This window comes from Micromonospora sp. M61 (assembly GCF_018070245.1).
Classification (GTDB): Bacteria; Actinomycetota; Actinomycetes; order Mycobacteriales; family Micromonosporaceae; genus Micromonospora; species Micromonospora zamorensis.
Window position 1 is genome coordinate 104,499 of the sequence record NZ_JAGPYA010000002.1, and the last position, 22,834, is coordinate 127,332.

Below are 22,834 nucleotides of genomic sequence, written 5' to 3' on the forward strand. Positions count from 1 at the left end.
CGGCCTCGGCCTCCCGCCGTTTCCGGCCCCCGGCGGACGGGTAGCTCCTGCGGGGACGCACCCACCTACGCCGAGACGATCGGCGACAGTCAGGAGTGAACGGCATGGACAGGATCGATCCCCACGCCACCCACGCCGGGCCGGACCCGCTCCGCGGTGGCGACCAGGGCACGGTGCCCGGCGGCGCGCCGGCCGGCACTTTCGACCCCTGGCGCTACCGGGACCAGGCCGGGGTGGCCGACGCCGACCTGGTCGGCTACAAGGTCGAGGCCACCGACGGTGGAATCGGCAAGATCGACAGCGCCAGCCACGAGGTGGGCGGCAGCTACCTGGTCGTGGACACCGGCCCCTGGATCTTCGGTAAGAAGGTGATGCTGCCGGCCGGCACCGTCAACCAGGTCGACCACGACCAGCGCACCGTCTCCGTCGACCGGACCCGCGACCAGATCAAGGCCGCCCCGGAGTACGACGAGACCAGCCACAGCGACCCGCGCTACCGGGACCAGCTGGGCGGCTACTACGACGAGACGTACGGTGCGCTTCCACCCGGCACGGCACGCTGACGGTTCGGCCCCGACGGCCGGTGGGGCACGGACCCACCGGCCGTTACCGTGAGGGCGTGGACGCCATCGACGACAGCCGACAGATCCCGCTCCCCGCCACCTTCAACTTCCGCGACGCCGGCGGCTACCTCGGGCACGGTGGCCGACCCGTACGCCGTGGTCGGCTCTACCGCTCCGACTCGCTGCACCGCCTCACCGAACAGGACCGGGACGCGTTCGTCGCGATCGGCATCCGCACGGTCATCGACCTGCGCCGCCCCACCGAGGTGGAGCGGGACGGCCGGGTGCCGGCATACCAGGGGCTGACCTACCGGCACATCCACCCGGAGCACGACGACTGGGCGGGCGTGCCGCACGAGGAGGGCGCGAGCCTGGCCCGGTACCTCGCGGACCGGTACGCCGCCCTGGCCCAGACCGGCACCGCCGGGCTGGCCGAGGCCGTCGGTCTGATCGCCGACTCCGCCAACGCCCCGGTGGTGGTGCACTGCGTCGCCGGCAAGGACCGCACCGGCATCGTCTGCGCGCTGACCCTCGCCGTGCTCGGCGTCGACGACGCGGACATCACCGCGGACTACGCGCTCAGCAGCGAGGCGTCGGCCCGGTACAGCGCGTGGCTGGCCTCCATCAACCCGGACGGCGGGGACCTGCCGGCGCCGTTCCTGGCCTCACCCGCCGAGGCGATGCAGATCTTCCTGGACGAGCTGCGCGAGGGGCACGGTTCGGTCGAGGCGTACCTGCGGCACGCCGGTGTGACCGACGAGCAGCTCGCCGCACTCCGCGCCCACCTGCTCGCCGAGCCCACCGAGGCGTAGACCGCCGAGGTTCCGGACGCCTGCACCGGTCCGACTGCGCCGGCCCGTCCCTCTGGACGGGCCGGCGCAGCGACGGATGTCAGAAGACCCGCTGCACCCAGCCGTGCGGGTCGGCGGCCTCGCCACGCTGGATCTCGACCAGCTGCTGACGCAGGGCCATGGTGACCCGGCCGGGCTCGCCGCCACCGATCAGGAACTCGCCGTCCGGGAAGCGGACCCCACCGATCGGGGTGACCACCGCGGCGGTGCCGCAGGCGAACACCTCCTTCAGGCGTCCGCTGGCGGCGTCGGCCTGCCAGTCGGCGAAGCTGACCGGCCGCTCCTCGACCTGGTGCCCGGCCGCCCCGGCCAGCGCGAGAATGGCATCGCGGGTGATGCCCGGCAGGATCGTGCCGGTCAACGGTGGGGTGACCACCGTGCCGTCGTCGTAGACGAAGAAGACGTTCATGCCTCCCAGCTCGTCGACGAACCGGCGCTCCACCGCGTCCAGGAAGACGACCTGGTCGCAGCCGGCCTCGATGGCCTCGGCCTGGGCCGCCAGCGACGCGGCGTAGTTGCCGCCGCACTTGGCCGCGCCGGTGCCGCCGGGCGCGGCCCGGGTGTAGTCCGGGGAGACCCAGACGGTGACCGGCTTGACGCCACCGGTGAAGTACGCGCCGACCGGTGAGGCGATCACCATGTAGAGGTACTCGTTGGCCGGGCGGACGCCGAGGAAGACCTCGCTGGCGAACATGAACGGCCGCAGGTAGAGGCTGCCGTGCTCGTCGGTGGGGATCCACTCCCGGTCGATCTCGATGAGCTTGTGCAGCGAGTCGACGAACACCTCGGGCGGCAGCACCGGCATCGCCATCCGCTGCGCCGACGTGGCGAAGCGTGCGGCGTTGGCGTCCGGTCGGAACATCGTCACGCCACCGTCGGCCGTCCGGTATGCCTTCAACCCCTCGAAGATCTCCTGCGCGTAGTGCAGCACCGCACTGGCCGGGTCCATCGGGATCGGGGCCCGCGCCTCGACCCGGGCGTCGTACCAGCCCTTGCCGTCGGCGTAACGGACCGTGACCATGTGGTCGGTGAAGACGCGGCCGAACCCGGGGTTGGCCAGCAGGGCGGCCCGGTCGGCGGCCGATACCGGTGCGGGATTCGGACGGATCTCGAAGTCGAGCTTGTCACCACCGCTCATCGCGCTGACCTCCCTGCGGGACAACGGCATGCGGAATCGCACACCGACTTGGCTGTGCCAGAAACTTACCCCGAACGGTCGTTCAGCGGGTAGCGCCGCTCGGGCGAGACAGAGCGACCCGGCCGGGCCGAGGCCGGGCCGGTCGCTGGTGGGGTCGGGTCGGTCAGGCTACGGCGTGGGCGGCGAGCCGGTCGCCTACCTCTTCGGTACGCAGCGTCACGCCCGGAGTGCGGCTGGCCAGCTCGACGGCGACCGACGCGTTGACCCGGGCCGCGGCCTCGGCGTGCCCGAGCTGCTCCAGCAGCAACGCGGCGGAGAGCACCGCGGCGACCGGGTCGGCGATGCCCTGCCCGGCGATGTCCGGCGCCGAGCCGTGTACCGGCTCGAACATCGAGGGGTACGCCCCCTCGGGGTTGATGCAGCCACTGGCGGCCAACCCGATCCCGCCGGTGACGGCGGCGGCGATGTCGGTGAGGATGTCGCCGAAGAGGTTGTCGGTGACCACGACGTCGTAGCGCTGGGGCTGGGTGACCAGGAACATGGCCGCCGCGTCGACGTGCTGGTATTCGGTGGCGATGTCCGGGTGCTCGGCGGCGACCACGTCGAAGGTGCGCGACCAGAGCGATCCGGCGTGGGTGAGCACGTTGGTCTTGTGCACCAGGGTGACCTTGCGCCGCTCGCGGCGGCCGGCGCGGGCGAAAGCGTCGCGGATGACCCGCTCGACGCCGTGCCGGGTGTTCAGGCTCTCCTCGGTGGCGACCTCGGCGGGGGTGTCCCGGTGCAGCGAACCACCGGCCCCGGCGTAGAGACCCTCGGTGCCCTCGCGCACCACCACCAGGTCGACCTCGCCCGGCTTGACGTTGCCGAGCGGGCCGGCGACCCCGGGCCAGAGCCGGGACGGGCGCAGGTTGACGTACTGGTCGAAGGCGAACCGGAGCTTGAGCAGCAGCCCTCGCTCGAGCACACCCGGCGGAACCGTCGGGTCACCGACCGCGCCGAGCAGGATCGCGTCGTGCCCGGCCAGCTCGGTCAGCACGGAGTCGGGCAGCACCTCTCCGGTACGGTGCCAGCGGGCGGCGCCGAGGTCGTACTCGGTGGCCTGCACGCCGGGCAGCACCGCGTCGAGCACCTTGCGGGCCTGCGCGACCACCTCGGGCCCGATACCGTCCCCGGCAACCACCGCGATCCGCGCCACGACCGCACTCCTCTGCTCAACGGGTTCTCCTCCGGGGCAACGGTACGTGGGTGTCCCGCCTCCCGGTACGCGCCTTCCATTATTCGGGACGCGCGGATGCACAGCACCCTCTCAGCTGAGACTCATGGGGCGGTCATGTCCGCTGCATACCGTGGTGATCAGCGGGTCACGGGGGCCTGCCGACCATCGGCGTCGCGACGACGCGACGCCAAGCGCGAGGGGGTAGATGCGATGCGCATCGACGAGCAGCCGCGGACCCGCTGGCCGGACCCGGCCACATTCCGCAACCGCCGGCCGGACCTCCGACTCGGCAGCCGTCGACACCGCATCGACCCAACCTCCGCCACCGATGGCCGGATCGCGGTGCAGCACACCGTTCGCACCGCGACCGCCGAATACACCCTCCTGCTCAACGCCCCCGCGTGGCTCGGCCGCCGCGGCGTCGGCGAGGCACTGCGGGACAGCGTGGCGGAGCTGCGCGCCATCGACCTCACCTACGGTCCCAACCGGCCGGAGAGCCTCGTCTCCCGCCTGCGCAGGGGCGAGATCAGCCCCGACTCGTACCCGCCACTCGCCGACCTGGTGGACCGCTGCACGGCCATGCGCGCCGCCACCGACGGGTGGTTCGACGCCTGGGCGGTGCCCGGCGGCTTCGACCCGGGTGGCCTGCTAGGCGGCTGGGCTGTCGAACGCGCCGCCGAGCGGCTTCGCGCCGCCGGCATCCACGACTACGCCGTCCTCACCGGTGCCGACCTCGTCGTTCGCGGCCACGCGCCGCACGGTGGGCCCTGGCGGGTCGCGGTGCACCACCCCACCGCACCCGAGCGCGCCCCGCTGGTGTTGGAGATGACCGCCGGAGCGGTCGGCACGTCCGGGGTGACCGGGCGGCAGGGGCACGTGGTGGACCCGCACACCGGTGAGCCGGCCGACCAGCTCGTCGCCGCCACCGTCGTGGGCCCCGACCTCACCATCGCCGACGCCTACGCCACAGCGCTCTACGCGGCCGGCCCCACCGGCCTGTCGTGGTTCCGTGGCAACTCCGACTATCGGGCGCTGTTCGCACACCGACGCTGAGAAGAACGCGGTCGCAGCGAGCCCGTCTCCCCGCGGCGCTCGGGCCCGATTCGCACCTCGGCCGCTGACAGGCGGCCGGACGGGCCAATGCGATCGGCCCCCACGGTCTCGGCAACGACAGTGGGGGCCGGTCAGCGACGAGTGCGCGTGGCTCGCACAATCGAGGGGTGCGGACCGGTCGGGCCGGACGTCGACCGCGCCACCCGAAGACGGGCCGGCGCCTCGAACTCGGCCAGTGACCGCAGACGTACGCTAGCGAATCGACGCAACTCGACGCAAGAGTCTCCACAGCGGACCGTCGTGACCGGAGACTGCGGTATCCGGTAGTTGACCCGGCGGCGAGGCAGTTTCGACATGGTGAACGACGGATGGCACGCTGTCCGCCGTGAGTTTCGATCTGAGCGTGTGGGCCCTGGAGGACAGGGCGACGCCCGAGGACGTACGGACAGCGGTCGACGGTTGCCGACAGGGGCGACACGTGGACCGTTACCCCGACCCGAGGGTGGTCAGCTTCTACCGCGCCATCACTGCCTCCTATCCGGACCGCCACCCCGGCCCGAACAGCCCGTGGGCGGTGGCGCCACTGCACGCCGCACACGATCACGTCGAGTTGAACCTGCACCCGACCTGCGCGGACCAGGTGCTGCTGGACATCGAACGGCTGGCCGGCGAGCACGGGCTGATGCTCTTCGACCCGCAGGACGGCTCGGTCTACCCGCCCCCGGCCCGACTGCCCGGCTGACCTGGCCGGCGGCTCGGACGGGAAATGACGAGGGGCCCGGCGAATCGCCAGGCCCCCCACGGTGTTTGTCGTCTACTTACTCGTCGCGCAGGTCCGCGGCGCTGGCCGACGTGGCACCGATCGAGTCGGCGGCCGAGGTCAGCAGGTCCGCGCCGAGCGCCTGGTCGACGGTGAGCGTCATCAGCGTCTCACCGCCCGCCTCGCGCCGAGCCACCTGCATGGCGGCGATGTTGATGCCGGACTCGCCGAGCAGGGTGCCGACGGTGCCGACGACGCCGGGCCGGTCGGCGTAGCGCAGGAAGAGCAGGATGCCCTCCGCGCCGATCTCCACGTCGAAGCCGTCCACCTCGGTCAGCTTGAGGACGTCCCGGGCACCGGAGTGGGTGACGGTGCCGGAGACGCTGACCGTACGACCATCCGGCAGCGCGCCACGCACAGTCACCAACGTGGGCTGCTCGGCCGTCTCGGCCAGGGTCGCCAGGGTGACCTCGACGCCACGCTCGGCCGCCAGGTGCGGGGCGTTGACGTAGGTGACCTGCTCCTCGACCACCGAGCTGAACAGGCCCTTGGTGGCGGCGAGCTTGAGCACCGACACGTCGTGGCTGACGATCTCGCCACGCACCTCGACCGTGACGCTGGCGGCAACCCCACCGGCGACAGCGGTGAATGCCCGACCCAGCTTCTCCGCCAGCGGCAGCAGCGGCCGGACGTCCTCGGCGACCACGCCGCCGGCCTGCACGTTCACCGCGTCCGGGACGAACTCACCCTGCAACGCCAGCTTGACGCTCTTGGCCACGGCGAGACCCGCCTTGTCCTGCGCCTCGTGGGTGGAGGCACCCAGGTGCGGGGTGGCCACCACGTTGTCGAAGGCGAACAGCGGCGACGAGGTGCACGGCTCCTTGCTGTACACGTCGACACCGGCGCCGGCGACCCGCCCCTCGGCGATCGCGTTCGCGAGCGCCTGCTCGTCGACCAGCCCACCACGGGCGGCGTTGACGATGCGAACGCCGGGCTTGACGATCGCCAACTCCTTCTCACCGATCAGCCCCACCGTCTCCGGCGTCTTGGGCAGGTGGATGGAGATGAAGTCGCTCTCCCGCAGCAGCTCCTCCAGACCGACCAGACGTACGCCGAGCTGCGCCGCGCGGGCCGGCTGAATGTACGGGTCGTACGCGATCAGCCGGGTGCCGAACGCGGCGATGCGCTGCGCGAAGAGCACCCCGATGCGACCGAGCCCCACCACGCCGACGGTCTTGCCCTGCACCTCGACGCCTGTGTACTTCGACCGCTTCCACTCCCCCGCCTTGAGCGCGGAGCTGGCGCTCGCGGTGTTACGCGCGACGGCCAGCAGCAGTGCGACGGCCTGCTCGGCGGCGGAGACGATGTTGGAGGTGGGCGCGTTGACGACCATGACGCCCCGGGCGGTGGCGGCCGGCACCTCGACGTTGTCCAGCCCGACGCCCGCCCGGGCGACCACCTTGAGTCGCGGCGCGGCGGCGACCGCCTCGGCGTCGATCTGGGTCGCGCTGCGCACGATCACGGCGTCGGCCTCGGAGAGCGCCGCGAGCAGGGCCGGACGGTCGGTGCCGTCGACGTGACGGACGTCGAAGTCGTGGGCGAGCACCTCGATGGCGGCGGGGGCGAGTTCTTCGGCGATCAGTACGACAGGATTCATCGGTCCTCGTAGAGGTCGTGTTTGCGATCGGCCCGGGCGGGCGGGGCGCGGCACTGCACCCTGCGCTGATCCGTGCCGTGGCCGTCAGGTGCCGGCTGCTGCACCTACCCGCGATCGTAGGTGCCTTGCTGCCCAGCATGTTCCGGTCTTCGGGGTGAGGGCCCTCACACGCCCGGTCGTGCGACGGACATCGACCGTTCACCGGGCCGAAACGGTCCCGCCCGCCGCCGCGCCCGCCCATCGGTGCCATGCCTCGCGCAACATCGGGGAAACTGCTGCCTCGAAGCAGCCTGAGGGCGCAATATCCCTGATGTTGCCCGGATCACGGAGGGCATCTAGCGCGTTGAGGGGCGGGGCGGCACATGGTTTGACGGCCCCGGGCGACGCTGGGGAGAGCGCCGGCCGGGGCCGTCGGTGTCGCAGGATGCGTCAGGCGGTCTCGGTGATCGGGCGGTCGACCCAGCTCATCATGCCGCGCAGCTTCTTGCCGGTCTCCTCGATCGGGTGCGCCGCACCCTCGGCCTGCCACTTGGTGAAGTTGGGCCGGCCGGCCTCGTCCTCGGCGACCCACTCGCGGGCGAACTCGCCGGACTGGATCTCGCCCAGGATCTTGCGCATCTCGTCCTTGACCCGGGAGTCGATGATGCGCGAGCCGCGGGAGAGGTCGCCGTACTCGGCGGTGTCGGAGATGCTGTAGCGCATCTTCGCGATGCCGCCCTCGTACATGAGGTCGACGATCAGCTTCAGCTCGTGCAGGCACTCGAAGTAGGCGACCTCCGGGGCGTAACCCGCCTCGGTGAGCACCTCGAAGCCGGTCTGCACCAGTGCGGAGGCACCGCCGCAGAGCACCGCCTGCTCGCCGAAGAGGTCGGTCTCGGTCTCCTCGGTGAAGGTGGTCTTGATCGCGCCGGCGCGGGTGCCACCGATGCCCTTGGCGTACGCGAGGGCGAGGGCGAACGCGTTGCCGCTGGCGTCCTGCTCGACGGCGACGAGGCAGGGCACCCCCTTGCCGTCGGCGTACTGGCGGCGCACCAGGTGGCCGGGGCCCTTCGGGGCGACCATCGCCACGTCCACCTCAGCCGGGGGCGTGATCAGGCCGTACCGGATGTTGAAGCCGTGGCCGAAGAAGATGGCCTTGCCCGGGGCGAGGTTCGGGGCGATCGACTCCGAGTAGATGGAACGCTGGGCGGTGTCCGGTGCGAGCACCATGATCACGTCGGCCTCGGCGGAGGCCTGCGCCGGCGTGAGGACCCGGAAGCCCTGCTCCTCGGCCTTGGGACGGCTCTTCGAGCCTTCCGGCAGACCGATCACCACGTCGACGCCCGAGTCACGCAGCGACAGCGCGTGGGCGTGACCCTGGCTGCCGTAGCCGATCACCGCGACCTTCCTGGCCTGGATCAGGCCGAGGTCGGCATCGTCGTCGTAGAACACCTCAACGCTCATGAGAACTTCCCTTTCGTACGACGGCCGGGGCGGCCCGTCGTGGTCTGTGTTGATGGGTTCCGGGGCAGCCCGCCAGGGCCGACCGGGTGGCGGTCAGGCGGCCCGCAGCGCGGGACCGGCGGTGATCGAACGCGAGCCGCGCCCGATCGCCACCAGGCCGGACTGGACCATCTCCTTGATGCCGAAGGCTTCGAGATCGCGCAGCAGGGCGTCGAGCTTGTCCGGGGTGCCGGTGGCCTCGATGGTCAGCGTGTCCGGTGCGACGTCGACGACCCGGGCGCGGAACAGGTTGACGGTCTCCAGCACCTGGGACCTCGCGGACCTGTCGGCGCGGACCTTCACCAGCAGCAACTCGCGGGCAACCGAGACCTGGGGATCCAGCTCGACGATCTTCAGCACGTTGACCAGCTTGTTCAGCTGCTTGGTGACCTGCTCCAGCGGGGACGACTCCGCGTTGACCACGATGGTGATCCGGGAGACGTCCGGGTTCTCGGTCTCACCCACGGCGAGACTGTCGATGTTGAACCCGCGCCGGGAGAACAGGCCGGAGACCCGGGCGAGCACGCCCGGCTTGTTCTCCACGAGCACGGAAAGGGTGTGCATCGTCATTAAATGTCATCCTCGTCGAAGGTCGGGCGGACGCCGCGGGCGAACATGATCTCGTCGTTGCTGGTGCCGGCGGCGACCATCGGCCAGACCATCGCGTCCTTGCCGACCACGAAGTCGATCACCACCGGGGCGTCGTTGATCTCCATGGCGGCGGCGATGGTCTTGTCCACGTCGGCCGCGTTCTCGCAGCGCAGACCGACGCAGCCCAGTGCCTCGGCGAGCTTGACGAAGTCGGGGATGCGGTGCTTGTGGGTGCCGAGCTCGGTGTTGGAGTAGCGCTCGTTGTAGAACAGCGTCTGCCACTGCCGGACCATGCCGAGGTTGCCGTTGTTGATCACGGCGATCTTGACCGGGATGCCCTCCAACGCGCAGGTGGCCAACTCCTGGTTGGTCATCTGGAAACAGCCGTCACCGTCCACCGCCCAGACCACCGTGTCCGGCTTGCCGACCTTGGCGCCCATCGCCGCCGGCACCGCGTAGCCCATCGTGCCGAGACCGCCGGAGTTCAACCAGGTGTACGGCTTCTCGTAGGAGATGAACTGGGACGCCCACATCTGGTGCTGGCCCACCCCGGCCACGAAGATCGCGTCGGAGCCGACGATCTCGCCCAAGCGCTTGATCACGTACTGCGGGGAGAGCGTGCCGTCGGACGGCTCGTCGTAGCCCAGCGGGTAGCGGTTGCGCAGGTCGTCCAGTTGGGTCCACCAGTCACCCAGGTCGGTGCTGTGACCCGCCGACCGCTCGACGGTCACCGCGGCGATCAGCTCGTCGATGACGTGCTTGGCGTCGCCGACGATCGGCACGTCCACGTGCCGGTTCTTGCCGATCTCGGCGGGGTCGATGTCCGCGTGCACCACCGTCGCGTCCGGGGCGAACGAGTCCAGCTTGCCGGTGACCCGGTCGTCGAACCGGGCACCCAGCGCAACGATCAGATCCGCCTTCTGCAGGCCGTAGACCGCGGCGACAGTGCCGTGCATGCCGGGCATCCCCAGGTGCTGCTGATGCGAGTCGGGGAACGCGCCGAGCGCCATCAGTGTGGTGACGACCGGGATGCCGGTCAGCTCGGCCAGCCGGCGCAGCCCGTCGGTGGCACCGGCCTTGAGCACGCCGCCGCCCACGTAGAGCACCGGCCGGCGGGCGCCGGCCATCAGCCGCGCCGCCTCCCGGATCTGCTTGCCGTGCGGGTGCAGGGTGGGGCGGTAGCCGGGCAGGTCCAGGGTCGGCGGCCAACTGAAGGTGGTCGGCGCCTGGAGCACGTCCTTGGGGATGTCGACCAGCACCGGGCCGGGTCGCCCGGTGCTGGCCAGGTGGAACGCCTCGGCCAGCACCCGCGGGATCTCCTCGGCGTTCTGCACGAGGAAGTTGTGCTTGGTGATCGGCAGGGTGATGCCCTGGATGTCGGCCTCCTGGAAGCCGTCGGTGCCGATCAACGGGCTGGCCACCTGTCCGGTGATCGCGACGATCGCCACCGAGTCCATGTACGCGTCGGCGATCGGGGTGACCAGGTTCGTCGCGCCCGGGCCGGAGGTGGCCATGCAGACGCCGACCTTGCCGGTGGCCTGCGCGTACCCGGTCGCCGCGTGTCCGGCGCCCTGCTCATGCCGCACCAGGATGTGCCGGACGGTGGAGTCGTAGAGCGGGTCGTACGCCGGCAGGATCGCGCCGCCCGGAATGCCGAAGACGACGTCGACGTCGAGCGCCTCGAGGGACCGCACGAGCGAGCCGGCCCCGGAGACCTGAGCCGAGGCGGTGGGTCGTACCGCCGGGACGGCCGGGGTGGCCGCGCTGCGTGCGGCGGCCGGGTCGACGTCGACGGCGGGGTCGGCGGAGGCGCGGGCCCGGCGGGCGGTGTGGGCGAGGGTCTCGGGCGTGGGTCTCGTCATGACGGTTCTGGCCTTCGGCTGGAGTGGCTGGTGGCTAGTCAAGCGATGCGACGCGGGCGGGGCTCGCGTCGCCAGGTTCCGATGGCAATAAAAACGGCCCTCGTGCAGATGCACGGGGCCAGCGCACTCTCAGGAGGGAGAGTGCGCTCAGGTAAGTACTCGCAGCGACCGGTACGACGACATGCGGCTAAGCCTGACGCATCTCACGCGATGAGTCAACTGATCCCACATGTTGGTTAACGGGCGTCGGCGCGTCGGTTGGCGACGCGCTGTCGGCAGGCGGGTTGAGCTGCCCTGACCCGCCCGGATGCCGACGTGGCGTGGGCAGCGGAGCAGGCCGCGCACCGGGCGAGGTCGCCGCCTCCAGCATCGCCTCCAGGTGCTCGGCCGGCACTCCCCAGCCGAAGAGCGCGCCCTGGCCGAACCGGCATCCGGCGGCCACCACGGCGGCCAGCTCGGTCGGCGTCGTCACCCCCTCGGCGATCACCTCCAGCCCCAGCTGGTGGCCCAGTCGCATGACGATGTCGACCATCGGCGCGAACGCCGGACCGTCCTGGTCGACCGGGCGGACCGGCTCGTGCTCGGCGACCAGGCTGTGGTCGATCTTCAGGATGTCGATCGGGAGCCGCCGCAACTGCCCCAGCGACGAGTAGCCGGCCCCGAAGTCGTCCAGCGCGATCCGGACACCGGTCAACCGCAGCGCGGTCAGCCGCCGGATCAGCTCGTCCAGGTCGGTGGCGACGGCGTGCTCGGTGACCTCCAGCACCAGCCGCTGCGGCGGCACGTGGTGGGCGCGCAGCGCCTCGGCGACCTGCACCACGTACTCCGGGGCGTGCAGCTCACGCGGGGAGACGTTGACCGACACCCACACGTCGTGCCCGTCGGCCAGCCACCGGGAGAGCTGGTAGCAGGCCTGGTGCAGCACCCAGGCGCCGAGCGGAGCGATCATCCCGCACTCCTCGGCGAGCGGGATGAACTCGTCTGGACGGACGTTGCCCAGCTCGGGGTGGTGCCAGCGGAGCAGCGCCTCGGCGCCGACCGGCCGCACCGACGGCAGCGACGCCACCGGCTGGAAAGCCAACCGCAGCTCGTCGCGGTCGATGGCGCCACGCAGCTCGTGCTCCACCGCGGTCCGCCGACGCAACAGCTGGTCGTACGCCGCGTCGTAGCGCTCGATCCGGTTCTTGCCGCGCTGCTTGGCGTAGCGCAGCGCCAGGTCGGCGTGGCGCAGCAGCAGCTCCACGTCTCCCTCGCCGGCCGACCCGGCCACCCCGATGCTGACCGACAGGAAGACCGGCCCCTCCGGCTCGTCGTACGGCCGGTTGACCACCCCGAGCAACCGTTCGGCGACCCGGTCCGCCTCGGCCGGCCGGCCCTGCATGAGGACGGCGAACTCGTCGCCGCCCAACCGGGCGGCCACGTCGCCGGGGCGCAGGTTGGCGCGCAGTCGCCGGCCCACCTCGGCCAGCACGGCGTCGCCCACGTCGTGACCGCGCATGTCGTTGACGTTCTTGAAGCCGTCCAGGTCGAGGCCGAGCAGGACGCGGGGGTTGCCCGTCGCGGCGGTGTCGTGCAGTGCGCGGAGCAGACCCCGCCGGTTGGCCAACGACGTCAACGGGTCGGTGTGCGCCAGCTCGCGGAAGTGCGCCTCCCGCTCGGCCAGGCGGTCCGCGTACCCCCGGACGTCGCGGAGGGTGAGGTATTGCCGTGCCACCAGGGCGAAGCCCTCCACGCTGCCGGCCACGATGCCCGCCGCCGTGAACCGGCCGTCCTGGGCGAGGTGGTACATCGCCGACGCGGCCATCGCCAACATCGGGGCGATGGCGTACTCGCCGTCGCGGCCGATCAGGTCCAGATCGACCTGCCCGGGCCGGTCCGCCCGGTACACCGAGAGCGCGACGGTCAGCAGGCCGGCGGCGAGCACCGCAGCACCGGTCAGCGCCATCGTCGGCCCGGCCTGGCAGAGCCCGGCGCTCAGGCCGAGACCACCGCAGGTCACCGCGGTGATGCCGGAACCCAGCGCGGCGAGCCGTCGACGGGGGGTCGCGGCCCGGAAGACCACGATCACGGCGAGCCCGGCGCCGAGGGCGGCGCTCACCGTGGCCACCAGGATCGCCGGGCAGGCCATCGGGGTGGCAGCGCCGAGCAGCCGGGTGGGCTCGGAGAAGAGCACCCAGCCGACGAACCACAGCGCGGCGGCCATGACCAACCCGTCCAGGGCGAGCCGGGCCGTTCCCGACGCGGTGGCGGCAACCCCGGGCAGCCGGAGAAGACCGGCGGCGAAGGCCAGCCCGCTCACTGCCGCGCCGATCGCCACCACTGTCGCCCAGCCCGTACGCTGCCCCTGCTCGTGGGCCCAGTGGTCGTTCGCGCTGAGCGCGGCCACGACCCCGGCCAGCAGACTGAGCAGCGCGACCCCGGCGGCCGCGGCGAGCAGCACGTGTGCGGGCCGGCGCGGCCCGGTACGCCGCCAGGCGACGACGGTCAGCAGCACGGCGGCCACGGCGGCGGCGAGCCCGCTGAGCGCCGCCACAGCGACCATGCCCGGGGGGAGATGCACGCTCCCAAGAGTGCCGGATGCGCGCGAGTCGTGGGGGGTGGGTGTGCATCTGTTGGGACACGGCGCCCACCGGGGCCGGTCCCCGTGGCGACGGTGTCATGCTGGTATGCATGCCTGAGCTGCGGTCGAGGACTTCCACACACGGTCGGACGATGGCCGGCGCCCGGGCCCTCTGGCGGGCCACCGGGATGACCGACGACGATTTCGGTAAGCCGATCGTCGCCATCGCCAACAGTTTCACCCAGTTCGTGCCTGGTCACGTCCATCTCAAGGACATGGGTGGCCTGGTCGCCGACGCGATCGCCGAGGCCGGTGGGGTGGGCCGGGAGTTCAACACCATCGCGGTCGACGACGGCATCGCCATGGGGCACGGCGGCATGCTCTACTCGCTGCCCAGCCGGGAGCTGATCGCCGACGCGGTGGAATACATGGTCAACGCGCACTGCGCGGACGCCCTGGTCTGCATCTCCAACTGCGACAAGATCACCCCGGGCATGCTGCTGGCCGCGCTGCGGCTCAACATCCCGACCGTCTTCGTCTCCGGCGGCCCGATGGAGGCCGGCAAGACGATGGCGATCGAGGGCGTCGTGCACAGCAAGATCGATCTGATCGACGCGATGATCGCCTCCTCGAACGAGGCGGTCACCGACGAGCAGCTCGGCGAGATCGAGCGCTCCGCCTGCCCGACCTGCGGCTCGTGCTCCGGCATGTTCACCGCCAACTCGATGAACTGCCTCACCGAGGCGATCGGGCTGGCTCTGCCGGGCAACGGCTCGACGCTGGCCACCCACGCCGCGCGCCGGTCACTCTTCGTCGAGGCCGGCCGCACCGTCGTGGAGATCTCCAAGCGGTGGTACGAGGGCGACGACGACTCGGTGCTGCCCCGCACTGTCGCTTCCAAGGCCGCCTTCGAGAACGCGGTCGCCCTGGACGTGGCGATGGGCGGGTCCACCAACACGGTGCTGCACCTGCTCGCCGCCGCCCGGGAGGCGGAGATGGACTTCGGCGTCGCCGACATCGACGCGATCTCCCGGCGGGTGCCGTGCCTGGCCAAGGTCGCGCCGAACTCCCCGAACTACCACATGGAGGACGTGCACCGGGCCGGCGGCATCCCCGCGATCCTCGGTGAACTGGACCGGGCCGGGCAGCTCAACCGGGACGTGTGGGCCGTGCACTCCCCCTCGCTGGCGCAGTGGCTGACCGACTGGGACGTGCGCGGCGGCTCGCCGACACCGACGGCCGTCGAGCTGTTCCACGCGGCTCCCGGCGGCGTGCGTACCGTCGAGCCGTTCTCCACCACCAACCGGTGGTCGTCGCTGGACACCGACGCGGCCGGTGGCTGCATCCGGGACCGCGAGCACGCCTACTCCGCCGACGGTGGGCTGGCCATCCTGCACGGCAACCTGGCACCGGAGGGCAGCGTGGTGAAGACCGCCGGCGTGCCGGACGACTGCCTGACCTTCCGCGGCCCGGCGAAGGTCTACGAGTCGCAGGACGACGCGGTGACCGCGATCCTAGCCAAGCAGGTGGTCGCGGGTGACGTCGTGGTGATCCGGTACGAGGGACCCAAGGGCGGCCCCGGCATGCAGGAGATGCTCTACCCCACCTCGTTCCTCAAGGGACGTGGGCTGGGCCGGTCCTGCGCGCTGCTCACCGACGGCCGCTTCTCCGGCGGCACCTCCGGGCTCTCCATCGGGCACGTCTCCCCCGAGGCGGCCTCCGGTGGGCTGATCGCCCTGGTCCGCGACGGCGACGAGGTCGTCATCGACATCCCGAACCGGTCGATCGAGCTGAACGTGTCCCCCGAGGAGCTGGAGGCGCGACGGGTGGCCGAGGAGAAGCGCGACAAGCCGTACACCCCGACCGACCGGCAGCGCCCGGTGTCGGCGGCGCTGCGCGCGTACGCCTCGATGGCCACCTCGGCCAGCGACGGCGCCTACCGCCGCGTCCCGGAGTAACCACCGGATAGCCCGACATCGCTGAAGTCGTCGGCGAAACACGGTCCGCGGATGTCGGACGCGTCGGTTAGCGTGTCGTCGATCAATTCGGGGAGAGCCCGGATTCCTGCGGGGAAGAGGCGTGTACGTGTCGTTTGGCAAGAAGTCCGTTGCGGTGGCGGTCTCGGCGCTCACCGCGCTCGCTGTCTCCGCGTGTGGCACGACGTCCGGCGGGTCCAATGAGCCCAAGCAGCCCAGCGTTCTGGAGCTGCTGGCCAGTGACCTCAAGGGGTCGCTGCAGAAGACGGCCGAGGCCACCAACAAGAGCGATTCGGTGACCGTGTCGATGACGGGCACGGCGGGCGGCGAGAAGGTCGAGATGCGCGGCGTCCTGGACCTCGGCGACCCGGTCAAGGCCGAGATGACGACGACGGACCCGAAGGGCGACTCGACGGTCGTCCGGATGGTCGGTGCGGTCATCTACGTCGAGATTCCGGCCGAGGACCGCTCCAGCATGGACGGCAAGCGCTGGATGAAGATGGACCTGAGCGAAGCTGGCAAGCAGGCCGGGATGAACTTCGGCAAGCAGTTCGAGGACATCGACCCGACCAAGCAGGTCAAGACGCTGATCGCCACCGAGGGCACAAAGGTGGTCGGGCAGGAGACGGTGGACGGGACGGCCACCGTCCACTACACGGTCAACACCCCCCTGGCGACCCACCTTGAGCAGGTCGACGCGAAGCTGCGGGCAGGCGTCGAGCAGCAGATGACCAAAATGGGCGTCAAGGAGATCACCACCGATCTGTGGGTTGACGAGCAGTACCGGCCCCGCCGGGCAGCCCTGAAGATGGGCCCGTTGGGTGACCTGGTGATGGACTACACCGACTACGGCAAGGCGGTGACGGTCGAGACGCCGCCGACGGCGGAGACCCTCGACTTCGCTGAGATGCTCAAGGGCCTGCAGGGCTTGACCGCCAGCAACTGATCAGGACCGGAAGACTGCCCGGCGGGCGCGGAGACGCGCCCGCCGGGCAGTGCCGTGTCCGCCCACTCGTCGCGCCCGACTGACAGCCGGCTCCGGGTCAGCTGAGGTCGCGCAGGTCGACCGCGTCGGCCCCCGGACGCGGTGGCCTAGCTTCGCTGAATGTCGTTGACGCAGCGCAGCACCGGTCGAGCGGTCAGCGCAGCAGTGTCCAGCGGATCAGAAGCCCGCACGGTGAAGGTCGTGGACTCGCCCGGCAGCAGGGTGACCAGAGCCTCGTCGACGGAAGCCGTCGGGTCGAGCCGGTCGGCGAACAGCGTCAGGTCGCGCAGCACCGTGCGGGCCGTGACCCGGACCCGCTGCCCACCGTCGAACGGATCGACCGTCGCCTCCCAGGCCGCCACAGGCCACTCCACCTCGCGATCCTCGGCGAAGAACCACAACGCCCGCCGCGTGTTCTCCCCCGCCTCGGCGACGAGCAGCTCACGCCTGGCCTCCTCCGGCCGGGCCAGCTCCGCCGGCAGCGCCAGCGTCACCGCCGAGTACGCGGGAACGGCCAGCTGCATCGTCGTCTTCGCCCGGGGCTCGCCAGCGAGGGTCACCCGCATCACCGAGGCCGACGCCCGCCAGGGCGTGCCACTCTCGTTGACCGCGACCAGGGCCAGGCCGCCGGCGCGGGGCTGCACGGTGAGGAGCCGATCGGCGTACGCGTGACGCAGCGAATACCACAGGGGTTTGCGTCGGCCGTCGCCGTCGACGGCCGACCAGGAGGTCACCGGCCAGCAGTCGTTGAGCTGCCAGACGATGGTGCCCGCGCAGACGTCCCGGTGTGAGCGGAAGTGCTCCACCCCGAGCTGGATCGCGCGGGCCTGGTTGAGCTGCGTCAGGTAGTGCCAGTCGTCGAAGTCCGCCGGGGCGGGCAGGTGCGCGTCCAGGCCCCGCTGGAGCTTGGCGTCACCGTTTGCTGCCTTCTGGTGGTGCGCCATGCCCGGTGAGTCGTGCGCCAGGGGCTCGTCGCTCAGCGCCCGGCGCACTGTGGCGTACGCCGGCGGTGCCTGGTAGCCGAACTCGGCGACGAAGCGCGGGACGTACTCCCGGTATCTGGTGTAGTCGTCGGTGTTCCACACGTCCCAGATGTGCGTGGTGCCGTGGGCCGGGTCGTTGGGGTGGATCGCCTCGCTGCCCGACCAGGGGCTGCCCGGCCAGTACGGGCGGGTCGGGTCCAGCTCGCCGACGATCCGGGGCAGCACGTCGAGGTAGTAGCCGCGCCCCCAGGTGCGCCCCGCCAACGGCTCCTGCCAGTCCCAGTCGTGCCAGCCCCAGATGTTCTCGTTGTTGCCGGTCCAGAGCACCAACGACGGGTACGGCGCCAGCCGCGTCACCTGCTCGGCCGCCTCGGCGGCAACCTCGGTGGCGAAGGGCTCCTCCTCCGGGTAGGCCGCGCAGGCGAAGAGGAAGTCCTGCTGGACGAGCAGGCCCCGCTCGTCGGCGAGGTCGTAGAAGTCCGCCGACTCGTAGCGGCCACCGCCCCAGACGCGCAGCAGGTTGATGTTGGCCTCGACGGCCTGGTCGAACCGCTCGGCCAGTCGGTCGCGGGTGATCCGGCTGGGGAACACGTCGTCCGGGATCCAGTTGACGCCCCGGACGAAGACGGGGACGTCGTTGACCGACAGCGCGAACGGGGTGCCGTGTTCGTCGGGCGTGGTGTCCAGTCGCACCTTGCGAAAGCCGACCCGGTGCGACCAGACGTCGAGGGTGTCGTCGTCCGGCCCGAGCACTGTCACCTCGATCGGGTGCCGTGCCTGTTCGCCGTACCCCCGGGGCCACCAGAGCGTGGGCTCGCGGACGGTGAGGGTGAGCACGGCCGTGCGCTGGCCGGCCGGGACGATCACCTCGGTGCGGGAGCCGGCGACGGCGGCGCGGACGGTCAGCGGGACGTCCGAGGCCCGCTCGATCTCGACGTGCACCTCGACCCGGCCGTCGCGGCCGTCCATGGTGACCAGTGGGCGGACGGTGGCCAGCCGGGCGGTCGACCAGGAGTGCAGGCCGATCTCCTGCCAGATTCCGGCGGTGACCAGTGTGGGCCCCCAGTCCCAGCCGAAGTTGCAGGCCATCTTGCGGATGAAGTGGAACGGCTCCGGGTAGGCGTTGGGCCGGTCGCCGAGCCGCTCCTGCTGCGCCTCGGCGTAGCGGTACGCGGAGTCGAACGCCACGACCAGGTCGTTGTCGCCGTCGCGCAGCAGCGACCGGACGTCGAACCGGTAACCGCGGTGCATGTTCTCGGTGCGGCCGACCTCGACACCGTTGAGGGTGAGCGTGGCGACGGTGTCCAGGCCGGCGCAGACCAGGTCGACACGCTCGTCGTCGCCCGGCCGGTGCACGAAGGTGGTCTGGTAGCTCCAGTCGGTGCGCCCGATCCAGGCCAGCGCCAGCTCGTTGTCGTCGAGGTACGGGTCTTCGATCAGCCCGGCGTCGAGCAGATCGGTGTGCACGCAACCCGGCACTGTCGCCGGCACGGCCCGCCCGGCGATCCCGGCCGGCACCTGCGCTCCGGGTGCCGCCCGCAGGGTCCAACCGTCGTAGAGTGCCTGTCGGCTCACCATTGCACCGCACCTTCCGCATCGAAAGACGTTTACTGAACCGGATAAGCTAGCAACCGTACGGTCCACCATGGTGACTGTCAACGGCCGGTTGACGCCCCGCAGCGAAGAGGAGCACGCCGGTGAAGCGGCCGACCATCGCCGACGTCGCCCGACGCGCCGGCGTGTCCAAGGGCGCCGTGTCGTACGCGCTCAACGGGCAGCCCGGCGTCTCCGAGACCACCCGGCAGCGCATCCTGGCCATCGCCACGGAGATCGGGTTCAGCCCGAGCAGCGCCGCCCGCGCCCTCTCCGCCGCCACCGCCGGGGCAGTCGGCCTGGCCCTGTGCCGACCGGCCCGGACACTCGGCATCGAACCGTTCTTCATGGCATTGATCAGTGGCGTCGAGGCCGAGCTCTCCGCCCGCTCGTACGCGCTGACCCTCCAGGTGGTGGCCGACCACGACGCCGAGATCGCGGTCTACCGACGGTGGTGGGCCGAACGCCGGGTGGACGGGGTGCTCGTGTGCGACCTGCGCACCGACGACCGGCGCATTTCCGCGCTGGAGCAGCTCCAACTGCCGGCGGTGGTGATCGGCGGGCCCGGCGGCACCGGTGAGCTGTCCAGTCTCTGGTCCGACGACGCCGCAGCGCTGACCGAGACGGTGGAATACCTGGTCGCGCTCGGGCACCGACGCATCGCCCGGGTTGGCGGCCTGCCCGACCTGCGGCACACCGAGATCCGCACCGAGGCCTTCGCGGAGATCTGCCAGCGGCTCGACCTGGTCGACGCGACCACCGTCTGGTCCGACTACACGGGCGAGGAGGGAGGTCGGGCCACCCGCCGGCTGCTCAGCTCCGCCCAACGGCCCACCGCGGTCATCTACGACAACGACGTGATGGCCATCGCCGGGCTCTCCGTCGCCCAGGAGATGGGGCTCACCGTGCCCGGTGACCTGTCCATCGTGGCCTGGGACGACTCGCCGCTGTGCCGCCTGGTGCACCCGTCGTTGACCGCGCTGGGCAGGGACATCCCCGCGTACGGCGCGCACGCCGCCCGCCAACTGCTCGCGGTCATCGCCGGACAGCCCGCCGGCCGGGTGCAGGACGAGACGCCGCACCTCACCCCGCGCGGCAGCACCGCACCACCCCGGATGAGGTGAACCGGTTCAGTTACCAGGGCTCAGCGGGACGCTGACGGGAACTCCTCGAAGTACGCCTCGACCCGCTCGGCCGTCGCCGGCCGCGCCAGCGCGAACCCCTGCCCGTACCGGCAGCCACCCCGGCGCGCCCCCTCCACCTGGGCCGACGACTCCAGCTCCTCCGCGACGATCTCCACACCCAGCCGCTCTCCGACGTTGACCACCACGTCGATCAGCGGCGGCTGCCCGTCCGGCCGTGCGCCCACCAACTCCGGGCCCACCTTGAGCAGGTCGATCGGCAGGCGGCGAAGCTGCGCCAACGAGGCGTGCTCGGCCCGGAAGTCGTCCAACGCGGTGCGCACACCCAGCGACCGCAGCCCGGCCAGCCGGGCCACCACCGTCGACAGGTCACCGGCGACCCTCGGCTCACTCACCTCCACCACCAGCCGCTCCGGCGGCACCCCGTATGCGGCCAGCACGGCCGCGGCCCGCTGCACGAAGTCGGGGGTGGTCAGCTCCCGGGTGGTGATGTTGACCGCCATCCACAGCTCCCGTACGCCCACCGACCAGTCGGACAACTGCCGGCAGGCCCGGTCCAGAACCCACCACTCCAACTCGCCGATCAGGTCCAGGTCCTCGGCGACCGGCAGCAGCTCGGCCGGGAGCACAGTGCCGAGCACCGGGCTCCGCCAGCGCAGCAGAGCCTCCGCGCCCACCGGCTGCCCGTCGGCCAGGTCGACCACCGGCTGGTAGACGAGATCCAACTCGCCGCGGGCCACCGCACCGGGCAGCTCGCGTTCCAGGTCGAGCCGGCGAACCAGCTGCTCCTCCAGGAACGCGTCGTACCACTCGACCCGGTCCCGGCCCAGCTGCACGGCCCGCCGTCGGGCCAGCTCGGCCTGACGGAGCACGTCCGCCGGCCCGGCCCCGCTGACCTCGGCCAACCCGATGCTCGTCTGCACCCGCAGCACCGCACCGCCCAGCCGGTAGGGCGGGCTGAGCGCGGTCAACAACCGGGTGCCCAGCGCGTACGCCAGCATCGGACCGGCGGCCGTGACCACGGCGAAGCCGGCACCCGTGCACCCGGTGACCAGGTCGTCGGGGGCGATGACCGCGCGGGCCCGGTGCACCGCCTCGGCCAGCATGTCCTCCCGGGCCGTCGGGCCGGCGCCCTCGGTGCCGTGCAGGTCCACCAGCAGCAGCGCGCCAGTCGGTGCCGGCACGTCGCCGATCGCGGCGAGGGCGTCCAGCAGGGCCGCCCGGTCACCCGGACCACCGCCGCCCGCCGGGACGGGCCGTCGGTTGAGCGCCGACCAGGCGGCACCGTCGTCGGTTGCCCAGGCTGGGCCGACACCGCTCGGTGTGGCCGGGTCGACGGCGCGGCCGGAGTGGTGCTGGGCCGGTGTGGCTGGCGGCTCCGACCTGCCCGGCCAGCGTGCCGGCGCCGCATGGCGGTGCCGGACCGCGCCGCCCGCCCGTCGGCGGTGCGCGGCCCGCCGTTCGGTGGTGGAGGTGCCACCCGCGCGCAACAGGTCACGCAGCACCAGGGACGGCACCGCCGCCAGGGCCAACACCACGCTCGTCCGGTCGAGAGCACGGCCGGCAGCCAGGTGCACACCCGCCGCCAGCAGCAGCATCGCCGCCGGGAGCACCGCTCGGGGCCAGGCAGCAGCGACCGGCTCCGCCGGCTCGGCGTCACCCTCGTCCGCCGCGTCGGCCGCACCGACCGCGACGAGCAGCATCCCGAACACCAACGGGGGTACGGCCAGCAGGGCCGCCGGCCCGACCGGCTCGGTTGGCAGCGTGGCCAGCAGCACCAACCCGCCCAGGGTGAGCAGGACACCGCCCCGGCAGACCTCCGCACCCGAGCGTCGCCTCGGCCCCGCGAACGCGTTGAGCGCGGCCATCCCCAGTCCGCCGAGCGCCAGCGCGACGACCAGCCGGGTCGAACCCGGCAGGTCGGCACGGGGCAGCAGCAGCCAGCCGGCGAGGGCCAGGCCGACAGCCGGGCCGCTCGACTCGACCGACCGGCGCAGCAGGACACCGGCCGACGCCCGCGTCCGGCCGGGAAGGCGGTGGAGACCGAGCCCGGAGAGGGCAGCCACGACCAGCGAACCGATCAGCACGGCGACGGTCGACCCGGCGTCGGCCAGGGGCAGCACGACGGCGGTGAGGCCAGCGGTCACCACCGCCGCGTCGAGGAGCACGCCCGCCGTACGCGGTGACGGATCGGCGCGGCGTCGTCCGGCCAGCCGGGAGAGCCGCACCCCCGCGAGCGTGGCGCCGGCACCAGCGGCCAGCGCGATCACCACCGAGGCCGGGACCAGGTCGACGGCACCGGCGAGAAGGAGCAGCGCCACCGCGGTGGAGGTGGCGGCCTCCGGTGCCGCCCGGCGAGGGACGAGAACACGGAACGGGTACGCGAGGAGCACGGCGGTCGCCTTCGTGAGGGGGCACGGGG

16 protein-coding genes are annotated in these 22,834 nt (G+C 71.8%); 7 read left to right on the plus strand and 9 right to left on the minus strand.

All coding sequences use genetic code 11. From position 1 onward, the window contains the following. Positions 1-104: 104 nt before the first annotated feature. Positions 105-563, plus strand: a complete 459-nt coding sequence (locus tag KBX34_RS01680) for a PRC-barrel domain containing protein (protein ID WP_210922852.1) — start codon at positions 105-107, stop codon at positions 561-563. Positions 564-619: 56 nt separating this feature from the next. Beyond that, on the plus strand, positions 620-1,375 hold the full coding sequence (locus tag KBX34_RS01685; RefSeq protein ID WP_307871303.1) for a tyrosine-protein phosphatase: 756 nt from the start codon (positions 620-622) through the stop codon (positions 1,373-1,375). A gap of 79 nt (positions 1,376-1,454) precedes the next feature. Here KBX34_RS01685 and KBX34_RS01690 read toward each other — a convergent pair whose 3' ends face one another. Both KBX34_RS01690 and KBX34_RS01695 read right to left on the minus strand, forming a co-directional pair. Continuing rightward, positions 1,455-2,552, minus strand: coding sequence for a branched-chain amino acid aminotransferase (locus tag KBX34_RS01690; RefSeq protein WP_088946555.1), 1,098 nt, complete (start codon positions 2,550-2,552; stop codon positions 1,455-1,457). Between the two features lie 163 nt (positions 2,553-2,715). Then, positions 2,716-3,747 carry a 3-isopropylmalate dehydrogenase gene (locus KBX34_RS01695; protein ID WP_088946554.1) on the minus strand — a complete coding sequence of 344 codons (1,032 nt, stop codon included), beginning with the start codon at positions 3,745-3,747 and terminating at the stop codon, positions 2,716-2,718. A gap of 231 nt (positions 3,748-3,978) precedes the next feature. Here KBX34_RS01695 and KBX34_RS01700 point away from each other — a divergent pair, with 231 nt between their 5' ends. Both KBX34_RS01700 and KBX34_RS01705 read left to right on the plus strand, forming a co-directional pair. After that, complete coding sequence (locus KBX34_RS01700) at positions 3,979-4,821, plus strand: FAD:protein FMN transferase (protein ID WP_210922856.1); 843 nt, start codon at positions 3,979-3,981, stop codon at positions 4,819-4,821. A 385-nt stretch (positions 4,822-5,206) separates the two neighbouring features. Continuing rightward, a complete protein-coding gene (locus KBX34_RS01705) occupies positions 5,207-5,563 on the plus strand; it encodes a hypothetical protein (protein WP_210922858.1) in 357 nt (118 codons plus the stop codon). A 76-nt stretch (positions 5,564-5,639) separates the two neighbouring features. Here the strand turns inward: KBX34_RS01705 and serA are convergent, their stop codons facing one another. The 5 genes from serA to KBX34_RS01730 form a co-directional block, all read right to left on the minus strand. Continuing rightward, positions 5,640-7,238 carry a phosphoglycerate dehydrogenase gene (serA, locus tag KBX34_RS01710; protein ID WP_088946551.1) on the minus strand — a complete coding sequence of 533 codons (1,599 nt, stop codon included), beginning with the start codon at positions 7,236-7,238 and terminating at the stop codon, positions 5,640-5,642. Between the two features lie 429 nt (positions 7,239-7,667). Beyond that, complete coding sequence (gene ilvC / locus KBX34_RS01715) at positions 7,668-8,681, minus strand: ketol-acid reductoisomerase (RefSeq protein WP_088946550.1); 1,014 nt, start codon at positions 8,679-8,681, stop codon at positions 7,668-7,670. Positions 8,682-8,774: 93 nt separating this feature from the next. Further along, entirely contained in the window at positions 8,775-9,290 is a 516-nt protein-coding gene (ilvN, locus tag KBX34_RS01720; RefSeq protein ID WP_088946549.1) for an acetolactate synthase small subunit, read from the minus strand. After that, complete coding sequence (locus KBX34_RS01725) at positions 9,290-11,173, minus strand: acetolactate synthase large subunit (protein ID WP_141908174.1); 1,884 nt, start codon at positions 11,171-11,173, stop codon at positions 9,290-9,292. The genes ilvN and KBX34_RS01725 overlap by 1 nt, the downstream gene beginning before the upstream one ends. 187 nt (positions 11,174-11,360) lie before the next feature. Continuing rightward, positions 11,361-13,715 (minus strand): EAL domain-containing protein, encoded by a 2,355-nt coding sequence (locus KBX34_RS01730; protein ID WP_247671349.1) that lies wholly within the window; start codon positions 13,713-13,715, stop codon positions 11,361-11,363. Positions 13,716-13,843: 128 nt separating this feature from the next. On the opposite strand from KBX34_RS01730, the gene ilvD reads away from it, so the two are divergent. Then, positions 13,844-15,691 carry a dihydroxy-acid dehydratase gene (ilvD, locus tag KBX34_RS01735; RefSeq protein WP_210922862.1) on the plus strand — a complete coding sequence of 616 codons (1,848 nt, stop codon included), beginning with the start codon at positions 13,844-13,846 and terminating at the stop codon, positions 15,689-15,691. A 121-nt stretch (positions 15,692-15,812) separates the two neighbouring features. After that, the gene (locus tag KBX34_RS01740; RefSeq protein ID WP_099851090.1) at positions 15,813-16,655 is read left to right on the plus strand and encodes a hypothetical protein; all 843 of its coding nucleotides are present in this window, start codon (positions 15,813-15,815) and stop codon (positions 16,653-16,655) included. A 146-nt stretch (positions 16,656-16,801) separates the two neighbouring features. On the opposite strand, the gene KBX34_RS01745 is transcribed toward KBX34_RS01740, so the two are convergent. Beyond that, positions 16,802-19,255: a glycoside hydrolase family 2 protein gene (locus KBX34_RS01745; RefSeq protein ID WP_210922863.1), complete on the minus strand. Its 2,454-nt coding sequence runs from the start codon at positions 19,253-19,255 to the stop codon at positions 16,802-16,804. 119 nt (positions 19,256-19,374) lie between these two features. Between KBX34_RS01745 and KBX34_RS01750 the strand changes: the two genes are divergently transcribed. Further along, a complete protein-coding gene (locus tag KBX34_RS01750) occupies positions 19,375-20,394 on the plus strand; it encodes a LacI family DNA-binding transcriptional regulator (RefSeq protein WP_099851075.1) in 1,020 nt (339 codons plus the stop codon). 20 nt (positions 20,395-20,414) lie between these two features. Here the strand turns inward: KBX34_RS01750 and KBX34_RS01755 are convergent, their stop codons facing one another. Continuing rightward, positions 20,415-22,805 carry a GGDEF domain-containing phosphodiesterase gene (locus tag KBX34_RS01755; RefSeq protein WP_307871304.1) on the minus strand — a complete coding sequence of 797 codons (2,391 nt, stop codon included), beginning with the start codon at positions 22,803-22,805 and terminating at the stop codon, positions 20,415-20,417. Positions 22,806-22,834 lie beyond the last annotated feature (29 nt).